Source organism: Pseudomonas sp. GWSMS-1 (assembly GCF_049847425.1).
In the GTDB taxonomy this organism is placed as follows: domain Bacteria; phylum Pseudomonadota; class Gammaproteobacteria; order Pseudomonadales; family Pseudomonadaceae; genus Aquipseudomonas.
In genome coordinates, this window is record NZ_JBMHHV010000001.1 from 1 (window position 1) to 26,905 (window position 26,905).

Annotated in this window: 24 protein-coding genes and 2 pseudogenes; 17 read left to right on the forward strand and 9 right to left on the reverse strand. The window is 56.6% G+C overall.

Annotated features, from left to right (window positions below):
• Window positions 1–36: 36 nt before the first annotated feature.
• Together ACEPAJ_RS00005 and ACEPAJ_RS00010 are read right to left on the reverse strand one after the other, a co-directional pair.
• Window positions 37–3,003 carry a Tn3 family transposase gene (locus tag ACEPAJ_RS00005; RefSeq protein WP_065990646.1) on the reverse strand — a complete coding sequence of 989 codons (2,967 nt, stop codon included), beginning with the start codon at window positions 3,001–3,003 and terminating at the stop codon, window positions 37–39.
• 3 nt (window positions 3,004–3,006) lie between these two features.
• Window positions 3,007–3,556 (reverse strand): annotated as a pseudogene (locus ACEPAJ_RS00010) (recombinase family protein).
• On the opposite strand from ACEPAJ_RS00010, the gene ACEPAJ_RS00015 reads away from it, so the two are divergent.
• The 7 genes from ACEPAJ_RS00015 (at window position 3,533) to ACEPAJ_RS00045 (ending at window position 7,467) form a co-directional block, all read left to right on the forward strand.
• The gene (locus ACEPAJ_RS00015; protein ID WP_228022317.1) at window positions 3,533–3,757 is read left to right on the forward strand and encodes a type II toxin-antitoxin system RelE/ParE family toxin; all 225 of its coding nucleotides are present in this window, start codon (window positions 3,533–3,535) and stop codon (window positions 3,755–3,757) included. The pseudogene ACEPAJ_RS00010 and the gene ACEPAJ_RS00015 sit on opposite strands and share 24 nt — an antisense overlap.
• Window positions 3,758–3,859: 102 nt before the next feature.
• Entirely contained in the window at window positions 3,860–4,432 is a 573-nt protein-coding gene (locus tag ACEPAJ_RS00020; RefSeq protein WP_425912843.1) for a S26 family signal peptidase, read from the forward strand.
• Window positions 4,426–4,905: a hypothetical protein gene (locus ACEPAJ_RS00025; protein WP_425912844.1), complete on the forward strand. Its 480-nt coding sequence runs from the start codon at window positions 4,426–4,428 to the stop codon at window positions 4,903–4,905. The genes ACEPAJ_RS00020 and ACEPAJ_RS00025 overlap by 7 nt, the downstream gene beginning before the upstream one ends.
• Window positions 4,872–5,672: a TrbC family F-type conjugative pilus assembly protein gene (locus ACEPAJ_RS00030; RefSeq protein WP_425912845.1), complete on the forward strand. Its 801-nt coding sequence runs from the start codon at window positions 4,872–4,874 to the stop codon at window positions 5,670–5,672. Before ACEPAJ_RS00025 ends, ACEPAJ_RS00030 begins: the two co-directional genes overlap by 34 nt.
• 30 nt (window positions 5,673–5,702) lie before the next feature.
• A complete protein-coding gene (locus ACEPAJ_RS00035; protein ID WP_425912847.1) occupies window positions 5,703–6,296 on the forward strand; it encodes a TraU family protein in 594 nt (197 codons plus the stop codon).
• Window positions 6,280–6,699, forward strand: coding sequence for a TraU family protein (locus tag ACEPAJ_RS00040; RefSeq protein WP_425912892.1), 420 nt, complete (start codon window positions 6,280–6,282; stop codon window positions 6,697–6,699). The genes ACEPAJ_RS00035 and ACEPAJ_RS00040 overlap by 17 nt, the downstream gene beginning before the upstream one ends.
• 39 nt (window positions 6,700–6,738) lie before the next feature.
• On the forward strand, window positions 6,739–7,467 hold the full coding sequence (locus tag ACEPAJ_RS00045) for a nuclease-related domain-containing protein (protein ID WP_077749538.1): 729 nt from the start codon (window positions 6,739–6,741) through the stop codon (window positions 7,465–7,467).
• A gap of 331 nt (window positions 7,468–7,798) precedes the next feature.
• On the opposite strand, the gene ACEPAJ_RS00050 is transcribed toward ACEPAJ_RS00045, so the two are convergent.
• On the reverse strand, window positions 7,799–8,605 hold the full coding sequence (locus ACEPAJ_RS00050) for a hypothetical protein (protein ID WP_425912848.1): 807 nt from the start codon (window positions 8,603–8,605) through the stop codon (window positions 7,799–7,801).
• A gap of 247 nt (window positions 8,606–8,852) precedes the next feature.
• Between ACEPAJ_RS00050 and ACEPAJ_RS00055 the strand changes: the two genes are divergently transcribed.
• From ACEPAJ_RS00055 to ACEPAJ_RS00090, 8 genes are all read left to right on the forward strand, one after another.
• Window positions 8,853–9,170 (forward strand): hypothetical protein, encoded by a 318-nt coding sequence (locus ACEPAJ_RS00055; RefSeq protein WP_425912850.1) that lies wholly within the window; start codon window positions 8,853–8,855, stop codon window positions 9,168–9,170.
• The gene (locus ACEPAJ_RS00060; protein ID WP_425912851.1) at window positions 9,170–9,796 is read left to right on the forward strand and encodes a DNA primase; all 627 of its coding nucleotides are present in this window, start codon (window positions 9,170–9,172) and stop codon (window positions 9,794–9,796) included. The genes ACEPAJ_RS00055 and ACEPAJ_RS00060 overlap by 1 nt, the downstream gene beginning before the upstream one ends.
• Before the next feature lie 54 nt (window positions 9,797–9,850).
• Complete coding sequence (locus ACEPAJ_RS00065; RefSeq protein WP_425912853.1) at window positions 9,851–10,942, forward strand: DUF7146 domain-containing protein; 1,092 nt, start codon at window positions 9,851–9,853, stop codon at window positions 10,940–10,942.
• 104 nt (window positions 10,943–11,046) lie between these two features.
• Entirely contained in the window at window positions 11,047–12,090 is a 1,044-nt protein-coding gene (traF, locus tag ACEPAJ_RS00070; RefSeq protein ID WP_425912854.1) for a conjugal transfer protein TraF, read from the forward strand.
• Entirely contained in the window at window positions 12,087–13,496 is a 1,410-nt protein-coding gene (locus ACEPAJ_RS00075; RefSeq protein ID WP_346100254.1) for a conjugal transfer protein TraH, read from the forward strand. Before traF ends, ACEPAJ_RS00075 begins: the two co-directional genes overlap by 4 nt.
• An 8-nt stretch (window positions 13,497–13,504) precedes the next feature.
• Window positions 13,505–13,729, forward strand: a complete 225-nt coding sequence (locus ACEPAJ_RS00080) for a conjugal transfer protein TraG N-terminal domain-containing protein (RefSeq protein ID WP_425912855.1) — start codon at window positions 13,505–13,507, stop codon at window positions 13,727–13,729.
• A 46-nt stretch (window positions 13,730–13,775) separates the two neighbouring features.
• Window positions 13,776–15,316 (forward strand): IS3 family transposase gene (locus ACEPAJ_RS00085; RefSeq protein WP_425912856.1). Its coding sequence is split into 2 segments (ribosomal slippage): window positions 13,776–14,238 and window positions 14,238–15,316, totalling 1,542 coding nucleotides; the frame shifts between segments, so codons are not numbered across the junction.
• A 25-nt stretch (window positions 15,317–15,341) separates the two neighbouring features.
• On the forward strand, window positions 15,342–17,996 hold the full coding sequence (locus tag ACEPAJ_RS00090) for a conjugal transfer protein TraG N-terminal domain-containing protein (RefSeq protein WP_425912858.1): 2,655 nt from the start codon (window positions 15,342–15,344) through the stop codon (window positions 17,994–17,996).
• Between the two features lie 312 nt (window positions 17,997–18,308).
• On the opposite strand, the gene istB (ACEPAJ_RS00095) is transcribed toward ACEPAJ_RS00090, so the two are convergent.
• Both istB (ACEPAJ_RS00095) and istA (ACEPAJ_RS00100) read right to left on the reverse strand, forming a co-directional pair.
• Window positions 18,309–19,112, reverse strand: a complete 804-nt coding sequence (gene istB, locus ACEPAJ_RS00095) for an IS21-like element ISPst3 family helper ATPase IstB (protein WP_011911830.1) — start codon at window positions 19,110–19,112, stop codon at window positions 18,309–18,311.
• Entirely contained in the window at window positions 19,105–20,604 is a 1,500-nt protein-coding gene (gene istA / locus ACEPAJ_RS00100; protein WP_139134708.1) for an IS21 family transposase, read from the reverse strand. Before istA (ACEPAJ_RS00100) ends, istB (ACEPAJ_RS00095) begins: the two co-directional genes overlap by 8 nt.
• Window positions 20,605–20,860: 256 nt before the next feature.
• Between istA (ACEPAJ_RS00100) and ACEPAJ_RS00105 the strand changes: the two genes are divergently transcribed.
• Window positions 20,861–21,037: a hypothetical protein gene (locus ACEPAJ_RS00105; protein ID WP_425912860.1), complete on the forward strand. Its 177-nt coding sequence runs from the start codon at window positions 20,861–20,863 to the stop codon at window positions 21,035–21,037.
• Window positions 21,038–21,051: 14 nt separating this feature from the next.
• The gene (locus tag ACEPAJ_RS00110; protein WP_425912861.1) at window positions 21,052–21,498 is read left to right on the forward strand and encodes a hypothetical protein; all 447 of its coding nucleotides are present in this window, start codon (window positions 21,052–21,054) and stop codon (window positions 21,496–21,498) included.
• 288 nt (window positions 21,499–21,786) lie between these two features.
• On the opposite strand, the gene ACEPAJ_RS00115 is transcribed toward ACEPAJ_RS00110, so the two are convergent.
• The 4 genes and pseudogenes from ACEPAJ_RS00115 to ACEPAJ_RS00130 form a co-directional block, all read right to left on the reverse strand.
• Window positions 21,787–22,461, reverse strand: a complete 675-nt coding sequence (locus ACEPAJ_RS00115; protein ID WP_034137066.1) for a heavy metal response regulator transcription factor — start codon at window positions 22,459–22,461, stop codon at window positions 21,787–21,789.
• Between the two features lie 203 nt (window positions 22,462–22,664).
• A pseudogene (gene istB / locus ACEPAJ_RS00120) lies at window positions 22,665–23,419 on the reverse strand (IS21-like element helper ATPase IstB).
• 17 nt (window positions 23,420–23,436) lie between these two features.
• Window positions 23,437–24,951 (reverse strand): IS21 family transposase, encoded by a 1,515-nt coding sequence (gene istA / locus ACEPAJ_RS00125; RefSeq protein ID WP_115287888.1) that lies wholly within the window; start codon window positions 24,949–24,951, stop codon window positions 23,437–23,439.
• Window positions 24,952–25,551: 600 nt separating this feature from the next.
• Complete coding sequence (locus ACEPAJ_RS00130) at window positions 25,552–26,895, reverse strand: OprD family porin (protein ID WP_034137067.1); 1,344 nt, start codon at window positions 26,893–26,895, stop codon at window positions 25,552–25,554.
• Window positions 26,896–26,905 lie beyond the last annotated feature (10 nt).

Sequence of the window (26,905 nt, forward strand, 5' to 3'; positions counted from 1 at the left end):
GAAGGGGAGCCGAGAGAATTCGGAAAAAATCGTACGCTAAGGCTTTCCGAGCTGTCGTAACGGCCTGAATTTCCCTTCCTCCAGCTTGCGGCTCTGCCGCCAGACGTAATCGCCGGTCAGGTTAATGTGCTCCCAGCCCAGCGGCGACAGATATTGATACATATCGGTATTCACCGGCTTTCCGGCGTCAGTCAGCCCTTGGGTTGCCCGCTCCAGGTAGACGGTGTTCCACAGCACGATAGCGGCGGTCACCAAGTTCAGTCCGCTGGCCCTATAGCGCTGCTGTTCGAAGCTGCGATCCCTGATTTCACCAAGGCGGTTGAAGAACACCGCCCTGGCCAGGGCATTGCGCGCCTCGCCCTTGTTCAATCCAGCGTGCACGCGACGACGCAACTCGACACTTTGCAGCCAGTCGAGGATAAACAGCGTGCGCTCGATCCGGCCCAGCTCCCGCAGGGCCACGGCCAGGCCGTTCTGACGTGGATAGCTGCCCAGCTTGCGCAGCATCAACGAGGCAGTGACGGTGCCCTGTTTGATCGACGCGGCCAGACGCAGAATCTCGTCCCAGTGAGCGCGGACGTGCTTAATGTTCAGCGTGCCGCCGATCATTGGGCGCAGCGTCGGGTAGTCCTGTACGCTCTGCGGGACATACAGTTTGGTTTCGCCCAGGTCGCGGATGCGCGGGGCAAAACGAAAGCCCAGCAGATGCATCAGGGCGAAGACATGATCGGTGAAGCCAGCCGTGTCGGTGTAGTGCTCCTCGATCCGCAGATCCGACTCGTGATACAGCAGACCATCGAGCACATAGGTCGAATCCCGCACTCCGACATTCACCACTCGGGTACTGAACGGCGCGTACTGATCGGAGATATGGGTATAGAACAGCCGCCCTGGTTCGTTGCCGTATTTCGGGTTGACGTGCCCGGTGCTTTCGCCTCGACCGCCTGCACGGAAGCGCTGGCCATCGGAGGATGAGGTGGTGCCGTCTCCCCAGTTGGCCGCAAAGGTGTGGTTGAACTGATTGTTGACCAATTCAGCCAGAGCCGCCGAGTAGGTTTCGTCACGGATGTGCCAGGCTTGCAGCCAAGACAGCTTGGCGTAGGTCATACCCGGACTCGACTCGGCCATTTTCGTCAGCCCAATGTTGATGGCGTCACCAAGGATTGCTGACAGTAACAGCGTTCGATCCTTGGCCTGAGCACCATCCTTCAGGTGGGTAAAGTGACGGGTGAATCCTGTCCACTCATCCACGTCCATCAGCAGCTCGGTAATCTTGATGCGCGGTAGTAGCTGACTGGTCTTGTCGATCAGCGCCTGGGCGGTGACCGGTACTGCCGCATCCAGCGGCGTGATCTTCAGTCCGGACTCTGTGAGGATCGCGTCGGGGAGTTCATTGTCCTTGGCCAGCTTGGCGACGGTCGCCAGTTGCTGCTCTAGCAGCTGCAAGCGCTCCTCTAGGTACTGGTCGCTGTTGGGATTGGTCGCCAATGGCAGCGCCTGTTCCTTCTTGAGCGCGGCAAACTTCGCGGGCGGCAGCAGGTAATCTTCAAAGTCACGAAACTGCCGTGAGCCCTTGACCCAAATGTCGCCGGAACGCAGCGCGTTTTTCAGTTCAGACAAGGCGCAGATTTCGTAAAAACGCCGGTCAATGCCTTCCGGCGTGATCACCAGCGGTTTCCAGCGCGGCTTGATGAACGCAGTTGGTGCGTCCGATGGCACCTTGCGCAGGTTGTCTGCGTTCATCTCGCGCAGCTGCTGGATGGCATCCAGCACACGTTGAGCTGCCGGTGCGGCCCGGAGTTGAAGCACCTCCAGAAAGGCTGGAGTGTAGCGGCGCAGAGTATTGAAGTTTTCGCTGACCAGGTGCAAATGGTCGAAGGTTTCGGGACGGGCCAGTAGCTCGGCGTCGGTCACACTCTGGGCGAATTCGTCCCAGGGGATGACCGCCTCGATGGCGGCGAACGGATCGCCACCGGTAGTTTTGGCCTCCAGCAAGGCCTGACCTATCTTCGAGTACAAGCGAACCTTGTCGTTGATCGCCTTGCCCTGTTTCTGAAATTGCTGCTGATGCTTGTTCTTGGCGCTGCTGAACAGCTTGACTAGGATGCGGTCGTGTAGATCCACCAGTTCATCGGTCACTGTCGCGGTGCTTTCCAGCACCACGGCAACCAAGGTGGCGTAGCGCCGTTCGTTCTCGAACTTGCCAAGATCCTGCGGCGTCATCTGCCCACCTTCGCGGGCAAGCTTGAGCAAGCGGTTCTGGTGGATATGCCGGTCGAGCCCTTCGGGCAGGGCCACCAGTTGAAAAATCTTCAGCCGCTCGATGTGCTCCATCATGTGCCGCGAATTCGGTTTCAACGGTGACTGCCGTAGCCAGGTCAACCAGGTACTATTGCTGCCTGTCTTGATGGTCAGCAGTTCGTCGAGTTTGTTGCGATGCTGCTGGCTTAGCGGCTCGATCAAAGCACGGTAGATCCTCCGGTTCGCTCGCGCCACTGCTTCGGAGCAGGCCCGGTCGATCACCGTCAGGGTCGGCAAAATCCGCCGTTGCTGACGCAGACTCTCCAGAGCCTGCCCAGCCAGTAACAAACCTTTGTCGGTCTGCTGGGCCAGGTTGGTCAGCTCACGTACCAGGGCGCGAAAGTCTGACAGCCCGAACGGCAACAAGCCCAGGTAGGTTCGCAACTCCTGGGCATGTTCACGGCGGGTGACATCGCGCTCACCGTACTTCGCCCAGCTTTCGGGCGCAGCCTGAACCTGTCGTGCCACCCACTCAATGACCGGATCTGGCAGCACGCTGTCGCTGGACAGCGCGTAACCGGGGTAGCGCAGCAGGCAGAGTTGCACGGCAAAGCCGAGACGATTGGCATCACCCCGTCGCTGACGGATCAGCGACAGGTCGGACTCGTTGAAGGTGTAATAGCGGATCAGATCGTCCTGGCTTTCCGGCAGCGCAAGCAAAGTCTCGCGCTCAGAAGCCGAGAGTATCGAGCGACGGGGCATGTATCAGTCATCCGTGCGTAGGTACTGGTAAAGGGTTTCCCTACTTATACCGAACTCACGGGCTAGCTGGGCCTTTGGTTCACCGACAGCGGCCCGTTGCCGGACTGCGACAGTCTGTTCGTCGGACAGGGCTTTTTTACGAGCCCGGTAACCGCCGCGTTGCTTGGCCTGGGCGATTCGCTCGCGAATGAGCGCTCGCTCGAACTCGGCGAAGGCTCCCATGACCGACAGCATCAGGTTGGCCATCGGCGAATCACCTCCCGTGAATACCAGCCCTTCCTTCTAAAACTCGATACGCACGCCGCGCTTGGTCATTTTTTTGCACCAGGCGGCGCAGGTCATCCAGGTTGCGGGCCAAGTGATCCATGCTGTGTACCACGACCGTATCACCTTCACGGACGAAGCCAAGCATGGCCTCCGGTTACGGACGCTGGGTATCCTTGGCAGAGGCCTTGTCGGTGAACAGTTTGTTCACCTCGTTTTGTTTCAGCTGACATTTCGGGTTCTGTTCGTAGCTGTTGACCCGGACATAGCCGATACGTTGCCCCTGCAAGGGGCCTCCCTAGGCTATGTAGATGAACTTACAGCAGCACCTACCACGCTGCTGACCAATCCGCGCATTGGCGAACGACTAGAAGAGTTCGAACCAAGGGATGTACGCCGAATTCAGATCGGCCAATACGAGATGCGTTACGAGATAGTGGATTCCACTATCTACCTGCTGCGCCTGTGGCACACCCGCGAAGACCGATAGGTTTTGGCTGGGCCAGGAACGGAACACATCAAACTGGCGAGCCTATGACTGATCGGAAAACCTTAGCGTACGATTTTTTCCGAATTCTGTAGGCTCCCCTTGATGGTTCTGCGCAATCCGCTCTCCATACAGAGCGCGATAGCCAGAGCCGAGGCTGAGGTGGCCCGCCAACGGGCTCCTCGCCGGCTGACGGCCAAGTTCCTGGTGACGGCGGCGGCTCTGTCCGCAGTCGTTGCCGGTTCGGTTATCGCGCTAACCAGCCGGTTCTCCCTTGCCATCGCAACACAAGAAAGCCTGTGCCTTCCTCCGTACCGGGTATGGGTCATCGACAAGTCTGACCGTGAGCCGGTTCGAGGCGATATTTTCGCCTTCAAGTCCCAAGGGCTTTCGCCGCTTTTCGTCGATGGCACCACGGTGGTGAAAGTGCTCAAGGGAATGCCAGGTGATTCCGTCTCGGTGGGGCTGAGTGAAACGAGCATCAACGGTCAGGTCGTTGCCAACGGGCTCGATGTGGCCGCTCAGTACGGAATTGATCCAGCCCGGTACGTCCGGAGCACGACCATTGGTACTGACCGATTCTGGTTCTTCGGCGAGACAGCGGACTCCTTCGATTCCCGCTACTGGGGCTCTGCAGGCTCCGAACAGATTATGGGAAAGGCATACCCGATATGGTGAAAACAGCACTCGCCAGCGCCCTTGCGCTGGCTTTGGCATTACCGGCTATGGCTCAGCAAGAACTGGGCATCAAGAAGCTCGATATCGACTCGATTGCACCCGAGGTACTGGAGCAGGCCAAGCAAATCAGCGAGCAGGGTAGGGCAGCAACTGATGCCCTGCAGCAGACCGAGGACATGACTTGGGTGAAGTCGCTCGCAGAGAACATCGTGGTGCAGGAGGCGCAGCGTCGAATGGAAGCTGACCAGCCCAAGGCTGATCAGGTTGGAGAAGCCCAGCAGACCAAGCCAGAGAAAAAACATCCGCTGGGAGATGGCCACCGCACCCTCATCTTCGTGTCGTTCTCGATGGGCGACCAGGCGATCATGGATCTGATGAGCCTATACGATGGCCAGGCAGCGACGGAATTGTCTTTCGAGGCATCCCGAATGGTGTATCGATGGCTGATGCCGTCACCCGCATGCACCGAATGACTCAGGAAACGCAAAGCACGGTGAGCGTGCTGCTCGATCCGCTGGCGTTTCAGCGGCATGGCATCAGCCTGGTGCCGGCCGTGGCAATAGAAACGCCCGAGGACAAGCTCGTGGCCAAGGTCACCGGGATCAGCTCCGTCGAGTATCTTCAAGACGCGATTGCCGAGGGGAAGAAAGGCGACCTTGGCATCATCGGTCAGCCCGTCGATATCTCCGAGCCAGACTTGATGGCCGTAGCCCAGCAGCGCCTGGAAGAGCTGGACTATGACGCCATGAAGAAGCGGGCCATCAGCCGCTTCTGGGACGTGCATACCGGCCATTACCTGCCCGCTGCTTCCGAGCCAGCCCGTCGCCGAGTGGACGCTTCTGTTCTCATCCCGCAGGACATCCTGGACAGTGAAGGCAAGGTCGTGACTCCTGCCGGCAGAATAAATCCCCTGGCTTTGCGACGTTTCGACCAGAAGCTCGTGGTGATCGACCCTACCAAAGCTTGGCAGGTAGATCTGGCCAAGCGCGAGAAGGCTTCTGCGCCGCTGGGAGTGACGGTATCCATCATGGCAACCCAGATACCCAGCACCTCTGGTTGGGAACTGTTCAACGCCACTCAGGACTCGATGGACGCTCCCCTGCTCTTGCTTCAACCGGACATGGCGTCGCGATTTGGCATTGAGCGTGTTCCCTCAGTGGTAACGGCAGACGACACTCACTTCATCGTTACCGAGCACACCGAGGCTAGCGTGCAGGAGGTTGCCCATGCGAATCCGTAATGTTCTGCTGATGCTTTGCGGGGCTGTGCTGTGCGGGCTGCTGACCCAACCAGGAAGGGCGCTCGCCGCCGACCCCTTTGCGAGGACTCAGGTCTACTAGGCCCGAAACTATTCACTGATATTTGCTGGACATGCCTGTTCCCGATTCGAGTTGCTGGTGTCCAGATTACTCCCGGATCTGCACCGGCCAAGGCCAGCAAGAAGACGTACTGCATCTGCGAGGAAGGTTCGTCTGGCATCTACAAGCCGGGCATAGTCACAGCGATGTGGGAGCCGGCGCGAATAGTTGAAACAGTCAAAAAACCTGGCTGTTCACCGACCTTGGGGGGTGTAACTCTGCCTATGGGCAGCAAGCGCAGCTACGGCCGATTGAACCAGGACAACCACTCGCTGACGGGCCAGCATGACGGTTCGTTTTACCACACCCATCTCTATGCGTTTCCGTTGCTGCAGATCTCGATCTCTACACGCCGACTAAGTGCAACCCGGACGGATACCTCGATTTGGACATCATCATGTTCACCGAGATTGACCCTACCTGGAACAATCCAGGTTTGGCGTTCTTCCAGCACCCGAGTCTGCCGCTGTAGCAAACCCTGCGGCTCACCTGGCATGCGCTGCTGAGTCCGCCCTGGTGACTGCACGGAAAGAGCCGCTTGAATCGCTATGGTGGTGTACTGGAACCTGGGGGAGCATCTACCCGCTCGCAGGCCATACGCGCAGCCAGGACTTCAATCGAACAACCGGGCTGATCACTGCCAGGCTTCTATCTCAGCAGCATCGCCGAGGATTGGCTCGCAGGACGATGGGGGACGAGAACCTGTGCCGCGCATCTATCTACCCATCTATCCCAAAGAGCCAGTACAAGCTCACGCAGTTCTGGCCTAAAAGCCAGACTCAGCGGGGTATGTGGTTCGGAGAACCACCGCAGACTTGGGAAGGCGGGCCAGGTCGACACATTCCCGGCACCGGAAATGACGCCATGTACATGATCTGGCGCTGGACAGATTGCTGCTCAAAGCTCTAACCCTACCAATGGAGAGCCGCCGAGAGGCGGCTTCGCTTTATGACCGAATTCCTTTGGACATACACGCCAGCCGTAATCGCCATGTTCGTGCTGGCAGCTATAGCTCACACCAGACTGCTTGAGTTTCCGTACTACAGGGGATGGTGGGGCGAGTACAAGGTCAACTTCATGCTTCGCCTCTGCTTGAGTGGCGAGTATCGGGTCTTTGCCAACGCGATCTATCGCGGGCAGCACAGCGACGAGTCGACGCAAGTCGATCATATAGTCGTCAGCCGATATGGAATTTGGGTGCTGGAAACCAAGTGTTTCAAGGGCCGGATTGTCGTTGACCCCTTAAAGCCCGAAACCTGGCTTCAAATAGTAGGCCGCCGCAAGTACAGCATTCGCAACCCGCTATTCCAGAACCACGCCCACGTTCGATCAATAGGCCGCTTGCTGGGCGTACATGGGCAGAAGATCCATAGCTATGCCGTAATGGCTGGCACAGCCACCTTCGATGGGGGGCTGCCGGAGAGGGTGTATGGAATCTGGGGGGCTGTGCGCAAGATTCAGAGCCATCGAGCCCCGGTGTTTAGCCGTGGCCATGTTGGCTCGATCTGTAGTGCTCTTGAACGCAAGCGAATCAAGGGGGGGTATTTTGCCGCTCAACGCCATGTGGAGCGGCTGAGAAAAAAGCACGAGGCCATCAGCCCGGCAGGGCGTAGATCCAGTGACCCAGCCATATCCCGAGAGGGATGCCGACCACAAACGACACCACAACGCAAATGACCTCCTGAACGCCCCAAAAGGGGCGTTTCATTTGGTAGCTACTCGGCAAATCTATGTCGTCTAGATCATGAGGGAAAAAGCCCTCGTCTGACTTTTCCAAACCACGCTGAAGTTGCTGCCCTCTCTGCATAGCTCTCAGCCCTACTTCAAGCGGAGGAAGATCCATCATCAGCATGCCAGTCGCGGCCTGATAGCCATCGCGATTTCTACCTGGTGTCGAGGCCGCTGGAACTCTCACTCGACCAGGTTTCCTTGCTGTGTTCGTTGTACTCACGGCAACCTCCAGATAAACGAACGCCCCTAAAGTAGGGGCGTTGTTGCTGAGTGATGATTAGGCGGCGTCGGCCGACTCGGCTTGCTCAGTCACTTCGCGAGCCTGCGCCTCGGCGGCGACCTCTGCCTCAACCTTCGCGATCTCCTGCTGAACTTCAGCCGCCTCGCTCGATGCGTAGGCTTTTTCACGAGCTGCCATGCCATTGCTGATCAGGCTCTTGAGGCACTTGCCAACGGCTTTCACCTTGCGGTCGCGGAACTCGTCAGCCTCTGCGCTATCGAGCTTGCCGTGCAACCAAGCGGTATCGATCAGGACAATCAGCCGGTCAAAGTCATTCAGCAGCGTGGAGACACGCATGATCTCAGGGCTGGTGATGCGGAACTGGCGAACAAGCGGGTTGCTGTACGTCACTTCCGAGCCGATCTTCTCGGCCTTCATGAAGTGCTCCATGCGCTGAATCTCACTGCTGATTTCAGCCTGCATGTTGTCGATGAGGGTGGTAACCGCTGTGGCCACCGCCTTGTGGTTGAAGGCCTTGTTGTTCTTCGCCAGCTTGCGCGCCATCACGTCGATGATGAACAGGCTGGTGGTCAGGTTGTCGAAGATGTTGCCGCCGAATCGCTTGGCCTGCTCGGTGTTGAGGGTCAAGGTGCCGGCGAGCGACGGGGTGGAGTATTTGAACTTGCGCGGGGTTGTTTGTTTCTCGGCCATGATGCCTGCTCCTGTGGTTGGTGGCAGGAGGCATTGCAACAAAGCCCAGACCCTCTTTGTGCGCTTATTCGGGCGGTATCCATCCAGATTAACGAAGGCAGGTTGTTGCCGGTTGACGGGCTGCCAAGCCCTCCGCAAAATGGCGTCATTCATCGGTACGCCGATCAAGCCCTGAGGGGCAAACAAGAAACCTCGTGTCAGCATGCTGCTGATACTGGTCGCCGTAACTGTGTATGCAGTTAGGCAATGCTCGGTTGAGCACATCAACCACACCATGCCTGCGCTAGCAGAGCATCAAAAACAAAGGAGGCTTCGCGCCTCCTTTTTGTTTGCCAAAAACCCTGACGGGGCTACTCCCGTTTGGGGGTTCTCCGTCATTAAAAAATGATGGAGAACGGAAATGGCCGCTAAAAGCCTCAAAGCAAAAGTGCTGTTCAGCTGGGGGATGTTGGTTGCTTTGCTCTGTGGGATTTACTTCCCGCAGATTACCAAAGCCGCCATGCCCTACATGCTCTGTGTAGCTGTAGCCTGCGCAATACTCTACCTCCCCGAGTACGTCCCGCAGCTGTTCCGCTGGTTCAAGCGTCAACTCCCACAAGCAACTGCCGTACAGGCTGTAAAAATCACCGAGGGCTGTGTCAAAGCAACCTGGTGTGATCGCGTCGACTACGAGAACTTCCAGTTCCCGGCCTACAGTCGCCGTGAGGAGTGTCTGTGATGGTTACCGTCAATCTCGATACTCCAACCTATCTCCGCGCTCGTGATGGCCTAGCCGTGCTTTCTGCACGGCTTGTTCATCTGCTCCCGGAAGTCAGCAAAGAAGAAAGCCAGCAGCTGGAACCTGTTCAGATCAACCGTCTGTTCAATTCCTCTGCTCGCAAGGGCCTTGAGCAACTGATTCCTGATGAGCTTCCAGACGCCAATATCAAGGGGGAATTTATCCCTCTGAATGAGGCAGAGGTCGAAAACTTCAGCTCCCCGCACATTGAGGAGCTGGATCAGCAGGTTGAAGAAGCGCAATGCGATGCAACTGAACTGTCCTTCCACGGACAGAAAGGAAAAACCGTCACTGGCGTTTACGCCGGCTCCGGCTATCACCACTACCGATTCAACAAGAAAAACGGGAAATCGTTCTTCGTGCGTATCGGCAAACACCTGATCTGGGGTATCGAACTGGGCGCAGCATTGCGTCGTAGCGGTGCCCAGAAAGGTCAAACGATCACTGTCGAGTTCCAGGGCAAAACGCCCATCAAGGTTCTCAAGCAAGTGAACGTGGATGGTGTACTCCAGGATGACTGGGTGGACACCTACCGCAACTCCTGGGATATCCGGGTGAACCAATAACCAAGCCAGCGCCCTACGGGGCGCTTTTCATTAACCGTGAGACTGAGGTGACTTATGTACGCGCCGAACAAAAGCGATGTGCTCGAAGAAGCCAAGCACCGGTGGCTTGGCATCTACGAAAAACTGGCCCCGGAGCTAGTGGAAGCTCAACGCAAACCTGGTAAAGCCTTCCCATGCCCTGTGCATGGTGGGCTGGATGGGTTTCGGGTCTTCCGTAAAACAGCCGGCACAACTGGCGGTGGGGTATGTCAAACCTGCGGCTTCAAGCCTGATGGTCTGGCTCTCCTCACCTGGGTACGCAACTGGCGCTTCCACGAAGCACTCCAGGAAGTTGGCACTCTGCTTGGTGTAAAAGACCCAGAAGGCCGTGACAGCATTGCAGGAAAAACCCGGCAGGTTGTCCCTCGCCAGGTGAAGCAGGAGAACAAGCAACCCAGCAATGAGTGGCTTCGAGAGACGATGCGCAAGGTGTGGAAAGGGTCTGTACCCTTGACTCATCCAAGCGCAGAGCCAGCTCGGCTCTACCTGCGTTCAAGAGGAATCCTCGCCTGGGATCGTCCAGGCCTGGAAGCAACAGTTAGATTCCATCCCGCCTTGTCCGCAAAGGTCGAGAAGGGAAGAGCCGACTTCCCAGCCATTGTTGCCATCATTTCCGATACGGAAGGCGCAGCGGTTGTGTTGCATCGGATTTTTCTGACTGCAAAAGGTGAGAAAGCGCCGCTCGAAAGCTCCAAGATGATGTTCCCCATCCCGTCCGACCGCTCCGTGGTTGGTGGCGGTATTCGGACCTCCCAACCGGGAGAAGTGGTGGATGTCTGCGAAGGGCTGGAAACGGCGTTGGCGATTGAAACAGCGATGGGCCTCCCGGTCTGGCCGCTGGTCAATGCCTACTATCTCGAAAACTTCTGTCCGCCGCCCGCAGTAAAGGCAGTCCGAATCTGGGCTGACCTCGATAGCAAAGGCAGGGGCCAAGAAGCTGCAAAGAACCTGAAACAACGCCTCTGGGCTATGGGCATCAAGGCGCGCATCATGCTGCCGAACATGCCAATCCCAACGGGTGCTAAGGGAGTCGACTGGAACGATGTCCTTCTAGGACGTGGCCCAATGGGCTTCCTGGGTGATGATGCCTACCGCGCAATGCGGTAGGCATCATGCCTTTAATCTGGATGAAATCCAGCCAGATATAGCCGCACCTGCACTACACCGGCAGTCAAAATCTGAGCATCCATAGCCATGCTCAAGCCGGACTCATGCCTCTCAAATTCCTACCACCATTCGTCCTTGCTTCGCTCTTCTGCGCCATCACGAATGCGGCAGATGAGCCCACTCGTACCACTGCAGCAGAACCCCAAGCTCCCGCTATAGCAGGTGAGTCCTTCTACCGTGAAAAGGAGAAAGGGTGGTTCTGGTACGAAGAGCCTGCTCCGGAGCAAGAACTGAAACCCAAGCCGAAACCCACACCGGCTTCACCGACTCAACCGCAGGAAAAAATTCCTCCAGCAGAATCACCTGCAGCGCCTGTTGGCCCGCCACCTGGTTCCGTGGCCTGGATCAAGGATGTTCTCCCGAAGCTGCGTGAAGCAGCTATCGACAACCCAACCGACGAAAACCTCCAGGCGTACTATTTCACCCAGCGCTTGATGATGGACAAGTCTGAGACCTTCTCGCGCCGGTCGATGGAGGTTATTCGCAATAACCCATTGCTCGATGAGGACCTGCGTTACCCGGCATCAAACGCGGCATCTGATGCACTTGCTACCGCAGCAGGTAAGCAGAAAGACCAGCTGCTGAAGGCGGTATCGGAGCAAGCCGCCCTCGTCCTGTTCTTCAGGGGGGACGACTGCACGCTCTGCGATCAAGCTGTGGCCGCGCTCTCAGGCCTAAAGCATCGGTACGGGTTTACGGTCATGACCATCTCTATGGATGGGAAACCCTTGCCGAACAGCCCATTCGGACCTCACAAGCTGGACAACGGTCTAGCTGATCAGCTGGGGGTATTCATGACCCCGGCCATTGGCCTGGCTATGCCACCCAGCAGCACAACGATCATCAGCTACAGCACGATTTCAATGGAAACGGCGACCAGCCGGATTCTATCCGCCGCCCGTGACGAGGGAATCATATCGACCGAGGAGTACCAGTCGACCTCTCGCATTGCCTCGGTTGGGCTCATCGACGGCAAGGATCTGGCTGATAGCACACCAAACCCACTCGAAAGCCCAGAACAGTATGTGGAGCGCATGCAGAAGGCGGCCCGAGAAGCATTCCAAGACAAATACGGAGATGACGAATGAAGCGCCCAACCCTAACAGCCATCGCGCTCGCTATCGCGTTCAACACACCGATGTCGGCTATGGCCACTCTCCAGCAGCAAGTCAACGAGATGTACGGCGCGATGATCAACGTCACTACGCCTGGCGTGTACGAGACAGCATCGCGGGGCGCTGTATCAGGGGGTGGGCTGACCCTGCGCAACAGAATCTCTACTGCCAATTTGATTGCGATCACACCACCGAGCGCAAAGGGCGGGTGTGGCGGTATCAATCTGTACAGCGGCTCATTCAGTTTCATCAACGGCGAGGAATTCGTCGCCATGATGCGAAACGTCGCATCTAACGCTGTAGGTGTCGTCTCCGGCTTTGCGTTTGAAATGGCAATCGAGGCTATGGATTCGGCAACTAACGGTGTACTCCGCAACCTGACAAACAAAATCCAGTCGCTGAATCAGATGTTCTCCAACTCTTGCCAACTCGCTCAAGGCATCGTGCAAGGAACTGCTGACGCTTTTAAAGAAAAGCGTGATTTGAAGTCAGCTATGACCGGGATTATGGAAAACGTCGCACCAGATTATTTTTCTTCCAAATCAACAAAAGAAGACTCGCCAGGTAGTCGAATTGTATCCGCTGGCAAAGCAAAGTCCTGCAGCGACACTGGTAACGTGATCTGGTGTGCCATGCGTAAGACTGGCCTGTCGAGCCAGATCATGTTTGGCAGCGATGAAAATGCCGAATTCATTATGTCTATGGTCGGCAGTTACAACGTAGTCCTAAAAAATGACAACAAGGGCGGTAAGACTATCGAAGCCGAACCAATCCCTCAGCTCGATGGCGCGTCACTTGAACTTTTCGTTGAAGGCACTAATGGTAAACCGATACAGCTCTACAAGTGTGATTCCAGCGATCTCGACCAGTGCCTTGAGCCAGACATAGCAACAATCTCGTCGTTCAAAGGTCTTGAAACAAAGATCATCGAAGACTTGCAAAACAATGGCGTTCTTGAACGACTCTACAACGATCAGGTAACGCTGTCAGATCGGAGCCGCATGACGTGGCTTGGCGAAAGCCAGGTCGGGATTAACCTCTTCAAGATCACACGCAAGGCTGGCCCGGAAGCCGGGTACAACTACTTGAGCATGTTCTCCAAGCAGCTGGCCGCCGACGCAAGTTACCAAATGATTAAACGGCTGCTCGATATCACCGAACGCGGCCTGTCATCTATGGAAATGGCTGATGCCGTAAAAGTTCGAGAGAACTTACAAACTATTCGTTCGGAACTTGCAATCGAGAAAACCGATTACATAAACAAATATGGATCATACAAAGACGTAAACCGACTGTTTAACGAGATCATGGAGAATTCTCCAAACCTTGACCCAGGAAAACTGGTTGAGGGTACTCGCAACGAAAATGCCGGGGGTTAATAGCTAATATGGACTTTACAATCTATACGACTGGCAGTGCAGAGTACCTGCAGATCATGCTTAACGCCGTTGCCATGATTACAGGTGCTGGCACAGCTGAAGACCTTGCAAGGGTTGGCGCGATACTGGGCGTGCTGCTTTTGGCATTCCAAGCAGCCTTCAATAACCAGGCAATCACCTTCCAGAAGGCTGGGCTTGTACTGGTCCCCGGTGTCAGGCTAGTTGTCGCCTGAGCTGATTTATCAAAACGATAGATCGGGGGCGTCAAAGAGAGCTGTAATGTCGAGCTATTCACCTGAGCGTAAAGCTGCCCTGCTGAACAAGTTACTCCCGCCACTCAACCACTCCGTAGCTGAGCTCGCTCGCCAAGAAGGTGTCCCCGAAGCGACGCTGTATGCTTGGCGCACCAAGCTCAAAGCAGGAGGCGCGGTAGTGCCTGGAGACAAGAACAACACCGATGACTGGCCCGCTGAAGCCAAGTTCGCAGCGGTATTGCATGCGGCCACCCTGAGCGAGATCGAGCTCAGCGAATACTGCCGCAGCAAAGGTTTGTACCCCGAGCAAATCAGCGCGTGGCGTCAAGCCTGCATTACGGGCCAGATGTCCGCTAAAGCGCAGCTCAAGGCAGAGCGAGATCAAGCACGTGCCGACAAGAAACGCATTACCGAACTGGAGCGCGAGTTGCGGCGCAAGGACAAGGCGCTGGCGGAAACCGCCGCCATATTGGTACTGAGAAAAAAGATGAATGCCTTCTGGGGAAACGACAGCGAGGACGTTTGACCTCGCTGCCAGAACGGCAACAACTCGTTGAACGCTTTAACCACGCCGTCGCCTCTGGCGCGCGCAAGGCGGTGGCCTGCGCAGAGATCGGCCTGTCGTTACGCAGCCTGCAACGCTGGGCGCTGACACCGGTTATACAGGCCGATGTGCGTACGACCACGCCACGTCCGCGCCCGAGCAATGCCCTGAGTGCTGAGGAGCGTCGCACCATCCTGGAGGTCTGTAACAGCCCGCCATTTGCCAGCTTGCCGCCGAGTCAGATCGTGCCAAGGCTGGCCGATCAAGGCCGCTACCTGGCTTCAGAGGCGACCTTTTACCGCGTGCTGAAAGCCGCTGATCAGCAGCATCGCCGCGGTCGCAGTCATGCGCCGCACAAGCACGCCGCACCGACCACGCACAGTGCAACGAAGAGCAATCAGGTCTGGTCATGGGACATCACCTACCTGCCATCGCCAGTGCGCGGGCAGTATTACTACCTGTACTTGATCGAGGATATCTACAGCCGCAAGGCCGTGGGCTGGGAGGTTTACGAGCAAGAAAGCGGCGAGCGGGCGGCCGGACTGATGCAGCGTACCGTGCTCGGCGAGCGCTGCGCGGGCCAACCCCTGGTGCTGCACTCGGATAACGGTGCGCCAATGAAATCAGTGACGCTGCTGAGCAAGCTGTACGACCTTGGCATCACCCCGTCGCGCGGACGACCCCGTGTAAGCAATGACAATCCCTACTCGGAATCGCTGTTTAGAACCCTGAAATACTGCCCGCAATGGCCGCAGGATGGCTTTGCCGATTTGGAAGCCGCACGCAGCTGGGTGCGCGACTTTATCCGCTGGTACAACCATGAACACCGCCATAGCCGCATCCGCTTCGTGACCCCGGCACAGCGCCATCGCGGCGAGGATCAAGAAGTACTGGCCAAGCGTCATGTGCTGTACCAGCAAGCCCCTCATCGCTGGTCAGGTGCAACGCGAAATTGGCAACCTATCGGCGCCGTCACACTCAACCCAGAGAGGGAGCAGCCGGCAGTGAAAATAGCAGCTTAAAAACACGGCTGACGCGACAACTACCTTGCAAAACGCCGTGGTTCTGTACATGATGTTTTACGGCCCAACAGCCACAGCAGTAATCGAAGATACCGTTTCCGGACAAGTTCGGATCGTCGATAATGTGCCACTTGGGCCAGTTTTCGTAGGGTCGATGATATCCACAGTGTCCTATGAAATTACTAGGGTATCCGAACAAGGTTTCTCGACGCCGGGTATGACTGATTATGGTCTATTCTCACCGCTGACAACTCTTACGAAAGTCAGAGATAGTTTGCGGAATCCAATGTCGCTAGACAAATTCAATAACTACGGGGCAGCATCTGGTGCAAGCCTGCCTAAAACTGTTACCGAATACCTTACATTTTGTACGCTAAACCCATCAGCACTACGAAACGATAAATCAATTGATGAGTTATATCGTACATCTGGTATTGCAAGCCTTCTAAGCAATGCGTCAACCAGCCAATTCATCTATGTATATGACGGCTCTGCTGGCTTCGGCGTTGGTGCTTTAAAGTCATGCTCTGTAGCTAAATCCTGGATTAGCACATCTCTATCGGCTGTATATCTCGATGTGATGCAGGATCTGCTTGATAAAGGGTTTTCGGATGAAAAGGCATCTGGCCGGCTCGCCACCGCAGGCGACGTTGACCTGAAAGTTGGTGACGCTATTCAGTCGTTCGCCATCTCGGGGAAAGCATCACAGGAATATGTGATGACAAGCCTCATTGCCCCCATGTTCAACGATGCGCGGGTGCAGGCCCTGGAACACTGGCAAGAGAAGCGCGCTGCATTGGCTCTGCGTGAATCGCTTAACCAACAGAACATCCAGTGGGCAGGCAAAGGCGAGACCTTCAAGCACTACATGCGCCCCATGATCGCTTTCTTCGAGGGCTTGCTGTACGCGATGACACCTTTCATGGCATTTGCTCTGCTCCTCGGTGGCCCAGGTCTGTCGATCCTCGGGAAATACCTGGTACTCCCACTTGCCGTAGGCATGTGGATGCCACTTCTGAGCATCGTGAACGCATTCACGCTCTGGTACGCGAATGCCGAGATCCAGGGCGTTCTTAACGCCTACGATCCAACAAGCGCAGGGTTTGCCATGCTACAGGTCATGGACATGGACCAAGCAATCAGTAAGGCACTTGGCATTGGCGGTCTGCTAGCGGCATCGGTACCACCGCTTGCCCTGTTCATCGTCAGCGGCTCTGCAATGGTCGCGAACTCCATCATGAGCCAGGCAACAGCTGCAGATAAGTTCAAGTCGGAGGATGTCAATCCTCGCACTCAGCAACCATCTCCAGTGCTTAGCACATCTAGCATGTTCACCTCCGATCAACTGACTCAGGGTGTGAACAGAACAGGAGCAACCCAAGTCGCTGAACAAATCAGCGCCCAGCAAGCCGCTAGTGCCTTAGTACAGAGCACACAGAGTAACTCCGTAGCTGCGACCGAGAGTTATCAGAAGAGTCTAGCTTCAGCTGTTGAACGCTCTGCCACAACGACCGAGGGACGCCAAAATCTGGCGAATCTTGGACGTAATGTAGGTGCCGGCCTCAATCTGTCGAGCAATTCGCAATACACCGACGCGGCCTCCACTTTGTCCTCACTCGGTTACTCTCAAGACCAGATTGCAGCTGGTACTTTTGCGGCATCTGTTGGGGCATCTGTTCCGTTCGGCGCTGCAGGGACGAAACTTGAAGAGTCCCAGCAGTTCAAGCAAATGAACAGTGCTCAGCAGCAGCAAGCAAGACAAGCCATGCAACAGCTGACGAATGCTGTCCAGGCAAGCAGCTCAGATCAAACCCTTTTCCAATCAGGCGAGGCTTTCACGAACGGCTCTCAAAGCTCGATATCGCAGAAGGCGACCGAAAGCCTCAACCAGCAACTCACCGAAGCCAAAACCGCACAGCTTGCCTATCAGAAGGCAAGCTCTATGCAGGACGTATTCTCTGCCGGTCAATCTATGGACCTCAAGCAAGCGGCAGGTGCATCACTCGGTAGAGGGTTGGGTCGCGCTGAAACTGCACAAGCTCTCGCTGAAATGGCGGGCTCAACTGAATCGGGTCGCGCTGCGTTCACGGCTGCAATGAACAGCGAGTCCATTGGCAGTCTCTCGTCCGACCGTGAAGAGCGAATTGCCATGTCCGCGATTAGAGCTCTCAATCAAGACGGCCGCCTCGGTGAGCTAATCAACTCAGGGATGTCGCCATTCGACTTCAACGTAAATGCCGGCGATGCTGGCCGCAACGCTGGTCTTGCAGACAGCTCGCCAGATACATCTGGCCTCAGGTCTCAAGTACAGGGGGCGTATGGCTCTGCTGCGGGGGCATATGACTCCGAGCGCGACATGAACCTATCAGGGTATGAAGGGCTCAAGCAGGACGGGACTTTAGTGGTTGATGGTGCCAACAGCGATGCTCAGGTAAGAGTCTCTGAGGCACAGGATCACGAAAGAGCTCGACTTGAGGCGGCAACCGCACCACTACCGCAGGCAGATGTGACTATGCAATCCAGCTCGCCTGTGTCTGACGGGTTCAAGGGTCTACTCAGGCCCGATGCGTCAAATACGCTGGTAGTTGGAGCGAAACAGATAGCTGCGCCACTGGAGAGCGCCGCTGGTGAGGTCAAGGAGTGGATTGAGTCTAAGAGACGACCAAATCTGAATGAATAAAAATAAACCCGGCTTATGCCGGGTTTATTTTGTAAACCATTTGTAGAAGACGATTGCGCCAACTAGCGAGCACAAAGGACCGAGAAAGCCTAGTCCGAACTCGAAGTGGCTAATCATCTGTTGGCGCTGATGGAAAATTGACCCACCCTGCCGATTGAAATTTGACCCAGGGCGGATTGCTGATTTTGTTACCAGCAACTGTGGATAAGTCTACCAGCGCAGCTGCTGTTGCCCCCACTCCTTCGCTAGCCCAGTTCAGTTGTTTAAGACCTGCCACACGCAGCCATGTAGCAGGCCGTCGTCGCCATGAAATCAGAACGGCTCATCGTCCTCCGGTTCTTGGCCGCCCTTACGCTTTCGCTCCCGTGATTTGATCTTGGCCTGGGCCGCCAAGCTACTGTGTTGCAGGCGATAGGACTCGTTACCGGTTTCGACGATGTGGCAGTGGTGGGTCAGCCGATCCAGCAGGGCGGTGGTCATCTTGGCGTCGCCGAACACGCTCGACCATTCGGCGAAGCTCAGGTTGGTGGTGATCACCACGCTGGTGTGTTCGTACAGCTTGGACAGCAGGTGAAACAGCAACGCACCGCCAGCCTGGCTGAACGGCAGATAACCCAGTTCGTCGAGGATGACCAGATCCATGCGCAGCAGTGCCTGGGCGATCCGCCCGGCTTTGCCGTCGTGTTTTTCGCGCTCCAGCAGATTGACCAGATCGACCGTGGAGTAGAAGCGCACGCGCTTACCGTGCCGGGTGATGCCGGACACGGCCAGCGCGGTGGCTAGGTGGGTTTTACCGGTGCCTGGCCCACCGATCAGCACCACGTTCTGCGCGGTGTCGGTAAAGGCCAGGCTGGCCAGCTCGCTGATCAGGCGTGCGTCGGCGCTAGAGGCGTTGAAATCGAAGCTGGCCAGATCGCGGTGCATCGGCAGCTTGGCCATGTTCATCTGGTGGCTCACCGAGCGCATGGCGCGATCTGTGTGCTCTTGTTCCAGCAGGTGTTCGAGCAGCCACTTGGACGAGGCTGTGTTCGACTCACCCTGTGCAGTTAACTCCGCCCAGGCCGTGGCCATGCCGTGCAGGCGCAGCTCCTTGAGTTCCGCCATCAAATCACGCATGACCGACCTCCTCGGCCTGGCCACGCAGGCGGTCGTAGCGCGCCGTGTTAGCGACGGGGGCTTCCTTGAGCGACAAGTGGGTTTCGACGCTGGGTGGTGGTTCGGATGCTGTCAGCCGTGCCACGACATTGAGGATGTGTTCGGCGCTCAGGCTGCCGCTCTCCAGTACCAGCTCAACGGCTACCAGCACGGCATCGAGTCCGGCGACCGGTACGGCAGCCAGGACTTGCGCCATGATCCGGTCACCGCCGGCATGACGCCCCAGACCGTGCTTAAGCTGACGCAGCGGCGCTGGCAGATCAGTAAAGGGCGCTCCGTTGCGCAGCGCGCCGGGCTTGCGCTCAATCAGCGGGATGTAGTGCTGCCAGTCGTAGCTGACCTGTTCGCGATCCAGCAAGCGCGCATGGCTGGCAATCAGCGCATCATCGGCCACCACCTCGATGCGGGTCGGATACAAACGGCTGCTGACCCACTTACCCGCGTACTCACACGGCACCGAGTAACGGTTGCGCCCGACGCTGACCAGGCAGGTGCTGGAGACCCGCGCAGGCCGCTCGACGTAACCGTCGAAGGCCGCGGGCATAGGCATCAGTTCGGCGCGCTCCAACTCCAGTACCTCGGCCACACTGAGCCCGCTGTATTGAGGGTGCGTCAGCTCGTTCCAAAGCGCGCGGCAGCGCTGGCCCAGCCAGGCATTGAGTTCCTCGAAGGAGTGAAACTGGCAGTCCTGGGCGTCTAGCCAGATACGCCTGCGGCTGTCTTGCACGTTCTTTTCAACGATGCCCTTTTCCCAACCAGCGGCGACGTTGCAGAAGTCCGGATCGAACAGGTAATGCGCGCACATCACCGCAAAGCGCGCATTCACCGCCCGGCCTTTGCCCTTATTGACCTTGTCGACGGCGGTCTTCATGTTGTCGTAGATGCCCCGGCGCGGCACGCCGCCCAAGGAGCCGAACGAGCGTGTATGGGCGTCAAATAACATCTCATGGCCCTGGCTCGGATACGCCACAAGCCAGAACGCACGGCTGGCACACAGCTTCAGATGTGCCACCTGCATACGCCGGTAAATGCCGCCGACCAGCAAGCCTTCCTCGCTCCAGTCAAACTGAAACGCCTCGCCAAGAGCAAAGGTCAGCGGCACAAAGGCCTGCGACGCCTTGCCCTGTCCCCCTCGCCAGGCACGGATAAACGCGGTGAGCTGGCTGTAGCCACCGTCATAACCTTCGGCTTTGATTTGCGCCAACAGCGCCTTGGCACTGCGCCGCTGTTGCTTGGGCCGCAGCGAATCGGCTTTTAGCGCCTGCTCCAGCGTGGCGTGAAAAGGGCTGAGTTTGTTGAAGATCGCGCGGCGTTGGTAGACCGGCGGCTTGGCCTCAGGTGCTCTGACCCACTTGCGAATCGTGTTGCGCGCCAACCCGGTGCGCTTGGCTATCTCATGCAGCGACAGCTTGTCGCGGAAATACATCCGGCGAATTTTGCCCATCATTTCCATACTGATCACCCTGTGTTCTCCTGCTCAAAAATTGAGCAGAAGCAGTTGAACACCTGGGTCAGTTTTCAGTCGGCAGAACAGCCTCTACTGGGTCAGTTTTCGGTCAGCGGCAACAGAATATCTTTCAGCAGCCATTCGTGTGGTTAATCCAATGCCACATGGAGCGTGCGCTCACAACCTTGCGTTGAAACCATGCCAGCACAGTCTGTCATGTTTGGCGAAGGGGACAAATGGCAAGCCTTGCGAGGATTTAATAGTGAACGTTCAAGATGATGCGCAGCGTCTGGAAATTGAAAGATTGAGCCGAGACGCTAACTTAATAAAGAATCATATCTTAACTGCTGGAGGGGAGTTGAGTCCGCAATACCAACATTTCAAAAATATTGAACTGTCGGCTGATTTTCTGTTGAATGAGATTTTTAAAAAGAATTAATATATCGGGGGCTTATGCAGCTCAGAGGTGAGCGTCTAAAGGGGTATCTCAATTCTAAGATTTTGGAATTGATAAGTGTTCGCCAAAAAGAAATTGGAGGATATGTTTATAGCCAAAAAGAATTTTCTAAATGCGCAGGAGTTTCTAGAGAGACAATCAGGAAATATCAATCTGAAATTGACGCTTGCTTGCGGTCTTGTCTAGTTTCAAAGATTAATCATGATGGCGATGCTAAATACAGGAATCTTCAAGAAAAGAATCATAAGCTTCAGCGTGAAGTTGTTATGGTGCGGACTATGTATGAAGCGATTCGAGTTCAATACATTGACCTTATCGAGGCAATGCTAAGTCACTCGATTGATATTAGTATCTTGATGGTAAAACCTGTTGGCCCCGGAGAGCTAGATCGTACTGGTGGGAATTGCGTTTTATGTGGTGGATCTCTAGATTCCACTGTCTGATTGGTAGTTTTCCAATCGGCAACCCAGAGCGATTTTTGCGATTAATGGCTGGATTGTTGGCTTTCGTTGCCCCGTTCCGCCACGACCGTCCTATCAGTACTCTGAGTGGATTGCGTATCACTAAATTTCTCGTGGTCTGGTCTCCTTGACTCCGGGTCAATGGGTGGTGCTTGTTGGTTTGACATGCTTATTGCGAAGATAAGTGCTGTTGGAATTAAAATTTAACTGTCAATGTAGTAGGCGCTGGATAATTAGTCGAGCTGTTTCCAAGGCTAGGCGGTTGGTCGCTTACCGCTTCTCAAGAACATAGCCCACGCCTCGGAGCGTGTGGATAAGCTTCGTCTCGAAAGGATCATCGATCTTGGCTCTGAGCCTTCGAATCGACACCTCTACAACGTTTGTATCGCAGTCAAAGTTCATGTCCCAAACCTGTGAGATGATCTGCGTACGGCTCAGTACCACCCCCGTGTTGCGCATCAGGTAGTGCAACAGTGCAAACTCTTTTGTAGTCAAATCGATGCGCTGGCCATCCCTGAAGGCTCTGTGACGGCTCTGGTCGAGTTCGAGGTCAGCTACACGAATTATCTCGACGGATGCAGGGTGGTCAGACCTGCGCATCAAGGCGCGGACCCGGGCCAGCAGTTCTGGGAACTCAAATGGCTTGATTAGGTAGTCATCTGCACCGTTCTCCAGGCCCCGAACCTTATCTGCTAGGCGACTTCTAGCCGTCAGCATCATGATACGAGAAGGGCAGTTTTTACGTCGCAACAGTTCAAGCACCTGCCACCCATCCATCTCCGGCAGATTGATATCAAGGATGATCAACTCATATTCGTGCTGCTTGGCCAGGAATAATCCATCTGAACCGGTATGGACGCAATCTACAACATAACCGCATTCAGTAAGGCCTTGACGCACATACTCCGCAGTTTTTACTTCATCCTCAATTACCAGAATTCGCATGGGATTTTGTCTCGACATCACTGAGCAATTAACCGCGCACGCGCGCCGGCGTTATTGAAATGAATGGTAAATCAAAAAGAGTTGTCTGGGGGCTAAATTGCGGATTCCACGCCATTCGGACACTCAGCCCACGCTGATCCGGACACCTGTTCCACGATCATTCGGACAGGCAGTCGGAGCGCAGCGACGCAGGGGTGGCATTGTTAGTCTGAGGTGCCCGGCGTCGTCAATTTCTGCGTCCGTTTGCGCATTGATTCACCCTTCAGATTGATCCGATAAGCGTTGTGCACCAGGCGGTCGAGGATGGCGTCGGCCAGGGTCGGGTCGCCGATCAGCTCGTGCCAGTTGTCCACCGGCATCTGGCTGGTAACGATGGTCGAGCGCTGGCCGTAGCGGTCGTCCAGTAGCTCCAGCATGTCGCGCCGCTGTTCGGCGGTGAACGGGGCTAGGCCCCAGTCGTCGAGGATCAGCAGGTCGGTCTTGGCGTAGCTGCTCATCAGCTTGGCGAAGCGGCCGTCGCCATGGCCAGACCCAGTTCTTCCAGCAAACGTGGCAGGCGCAGATAGCGCACGCTGTAGCCCTCTCGGCAGGCCTGGTGGGCCAGGGCGCAGGCCAGCCAGGTTTTACCGACACCGGTGGGGCCGCCGATGATCAGGTTGAGGCCGTCGCGCAGCCACTGGCCACTGCTCAGTTGCAGGATCAGCGCCTTATCCAGTCCGCGCGGGCTACGGTAGTCGATGTCTTCGAGGCAGGCGTTGTGCTTGAGCCGGGCCTGGCGCAGGCGGCTGCTCAGGCGCTTGTCATCGCGTTCGGTCAGCTCGCGGTCGACCAGCAGGCCGAGGCGTTCCTCGAAGCTCAGGCTGTCGATTTCCGGGGTTTTCAGTTGTTCATTCAGCGCCTTGAGCATGCCGTGCAGGCGCAGGGTTTGCAGCTTGTCCAGGGTCGGATGGGGCAGCATGGTGAGTTTCCTTGTGTTCAGTGGTAGTAGCCGGGGCCGCGCAGGTTGGCGTGGTCGTCCGGCAGCAGGGGCAGGTGCTGCTGGGCCAGCGGCAGGTTTTCCAGCCCCTGGCGCAGGATCGATTCGAGGCTCTTGTAACTGCACGCACCGAGGCTGATGGCGCGACGGCAGGCCAACTCCAAGCGCACTTCGCCATGGGTCTTGCCCAGGCGCAGGATGCCCAGGCAGGCCCGGTAGCCCTGCTGCGGATGGATGCGCCGTTCGAGGATGTGCCGGATCACGCCGGCGGTGCTCGGCCCGGTCTGCTCGGCCCAGCGGATCAGCCGTTGCGGCGTCCACTCGGCATGCTCGCGATGGCTCTTGGGCATGTGCTCGGCCTGCGTGCTGTGCCTGCCCTTGTGCATTGAGCGCAGGTGGCTGGCCACTCGCTGGTTGGCGTGGAAACACTCGACGGTGCGCGCCGTCAGGCGCACCTCCAGCTGCTTCTTCACCAGTTGATACGGCACCGAGTAGTAATGCCCATCGACCTCGACGTGGTAGTCGATGTGCACCCGCGCCTTCTTCCACTCGGCATAGACGTAGGGTTGCTCCGGTAATGGGCGCAGCGCCGGACGATCCAGAGCCTCGAAGGCCGAGTGCCGGGAGCCCGGTAGCCTGCGAAACGGGCGGCGATTGAGCCGCTCCAGCAGCCCGGCGATAGCGCTGTTGAGTTCATCCAGGGAGAAGAACTGGCGGTTGCGCAGGGCGGCGAGGATCCAACGCTCGACCACCTGCACGCCGACTTCGGCCTTGGCTTTGTCGCGCGGCTTACGCGCCCGCGCCGGCACCACCGCCACTCCGTAGTGCTCGGCAAGGTCGCGGTAGCTGGGGTTGATGTCCGGCTCGTAACGATGGGCCTTGCTCACCGCGCTGCGCAGGTTGTCCGGCACCACGATCTCCGGCACGCCGCCGAGGAAGGCGAAGCAACGGGTATGCGAGCCTAGCCAGTCCGGCAGCTGCTGCGACCAGGTGGCTTCGGCGAAGGTGTAGCTGGACGCGCCAAGCACCGCGACGAACACCTGCGCCTGGCGGATCTCGCCGCTGTGGCGGTCGATAACCGGCACCGTCTGGCCGGCATAGTCGACGAACAGCTTCTCGCCGACGCGGTGCTCCTGACGCATCACCACGTCCAGCTTGCCCTGCCAGGCCCGGTAGTGCTCACAGAACCAGCTGTACTGAAAGCCCTGCGGCTGGCTCAGGCGGTACTCCTGCCAGAGCAGCGCCAGGGTCACCCCGGGGCGGCGCAGTTCGGCATGCACCCATGCCCAATCGGGTAAAGGCCGCTTCTCACTGGCAACCGCCGGGGCCGGCGGGAACAGTTGCTGCTCCAACTCGGCATCGGACAACGAACAGGGCCAACTGAGACCGCTGGCGGCAAAACGACAGAGGTAATCACCGGCACTGCTGTGGCCAGTACCCAGGCTGCGGGCGATCTTGCGCACGGACAGGCCGCAGTCGAACTTGAGGCGCAACACCTCTCGGATTTTACGCATGGATAAACGCTCCACGACGACCTCTTCGCTTCGAAAAAGAGGTCGATGGTAGTGAATAAATCCTGCGTAGCTGCCTGCCTGAAAAGTGTCCGGATGGCCGTGGAATCGGTGTCCGGATGCTCGTGGAGTGAGTGTCCGGATCAGCGTGGAATCACTGTCCGGATGTGCGTGGAATGGGTGTCCGAGTCAGCGTGGAATCCGCAGGCTAAATTACGGATTTGTAATTTCTAGGTAATATATTTGATAGTCTGGCGTTATATCTTGTCGCGGTTTGGGTTTGACAGATGCGAGCCCTCTCTCCAATAGGTGATTTGACCTTATGAAGTACTGGGTTATTCTATTCTTTGTTCTGGTTTCATTCCGTTCAGATGACGGCGAAGTTCCCCTCATTGAGGAGGCTGGACATTGGTGTAGCCATGAGCTGCATCGACATGCGATGCATGAACTCGAACAACTGCTCGAATTTTAGATAAAAAAAGGCGCCCAAAGGGCGCCAAATATTCACCTTTTACCAAAGGAGCACTTAAGCCACTCAAGGTGAATGCGTAATGCACGTTTTTCTGAGGGGCCAGTTCATGGAAAACTGATCCGATCAGAGAATTACAGAATAGAAAGCGGGTATTCAATGATCACGCGAGTTTCATCAAGGTCCGATTCGAAAGCAGTGGCACGCGTGGTAGCTTGGCGCAACCGGAAGGACAAGTCTTTAGCCGGGCCGGTTTGAACGACATATTTCACCTCGACGTCACGCTCCCAACGTTTTTGATCGGTGAGCGGATTGCCGTTGTCGTCGGTACGCATGTAGAACTGGTTGGCGTTCGAGTAGTCTGCGCCCGAACCCCTTGCGTAGCGGGTCATGAACGTCAGACCAGGAATACCGTAGCTGGTGAAGTTAAGGTCATAACGCATCATCCAGGAGCGTTCTTTCGGCGAGTTGAAGTCGCTGTACTGGATCGAGTTGTCTACGAAGATTGAGTCCGACTGACGCAGGTAATCAAAATCGTCATCGCCATTGTTGCGCTGGTGTGACAGGGCCAAGGTGTGGGCGCCGTAGCGAACACCGACCTTGGCACTCCAGATATTGTTGTCGAACTCGCCCAGTCGGCGTTTACCTTCATCCACGGCTTTGTAGTAGTTGAACCCACCAATCAGCGCGAGGTCATCGCTCAGTGGGTAGGCGAAGCTGGTACCGGCGTAGTACTGGTTCCAGACATCTTTCAACTGGCTGCCGTAGACACTCACGGTCCAATTGTCGTTGATCGAGTAGTCACCGCCGCCGTAGCCGATCCAAGGCGAGTTGACCGGGCCGCCATAGAAGGTAACGAAATTGTCGTTCAGGTTACTGGAAACCGGTTGGCTCATTGCATGCAGTCGACCACCTTGCAGGGTGAGGCCCTGGATGCTGCTGTTCTCAACGGTCACGCCGCGGAAGCTTTCTGGCAGGAGGCGCGAGTCGCCCGCTGCGACGACCGGCGTCGATGGGAATACATCACCCACTTTCACCACGGTATCGAACAAGCGGATTTTGGCCGCTCCGCCAACCTTGGTGTATTCATCACGCGCCTCACCCTTGTTATCAACGGGCAGCACGTCGAAGGAGCTACGGCCGCCGTTGCGACCGTCGCCGGTATCAAGCTTGAGGCCGATCATTGCAAAGGCATCAACACCAAAACCGACGGTACCCTGGGTAAAACCAGAGTTGAATTTGGAAATGAGCGCGTGCGCCCAGGCTTCGGAGTAGCCGTTGGTGTTGCCCTTACCACTGTTGTAAGTGGGAGCCGAACTGTCGCGATTATCACGATTGAAGTAGAAGTTGCGGTTGAGCACTGTAAGGCTGCTGCCCTCAATGAAACCTTCTGGTTTGTCTTCAGCTTGAGCAGAAATTGCATAGCTTCCAGACAGCGCAGAAACTGCCGCCAAATACAGTGGTACTTTGATTTTCATCTGATGCTCC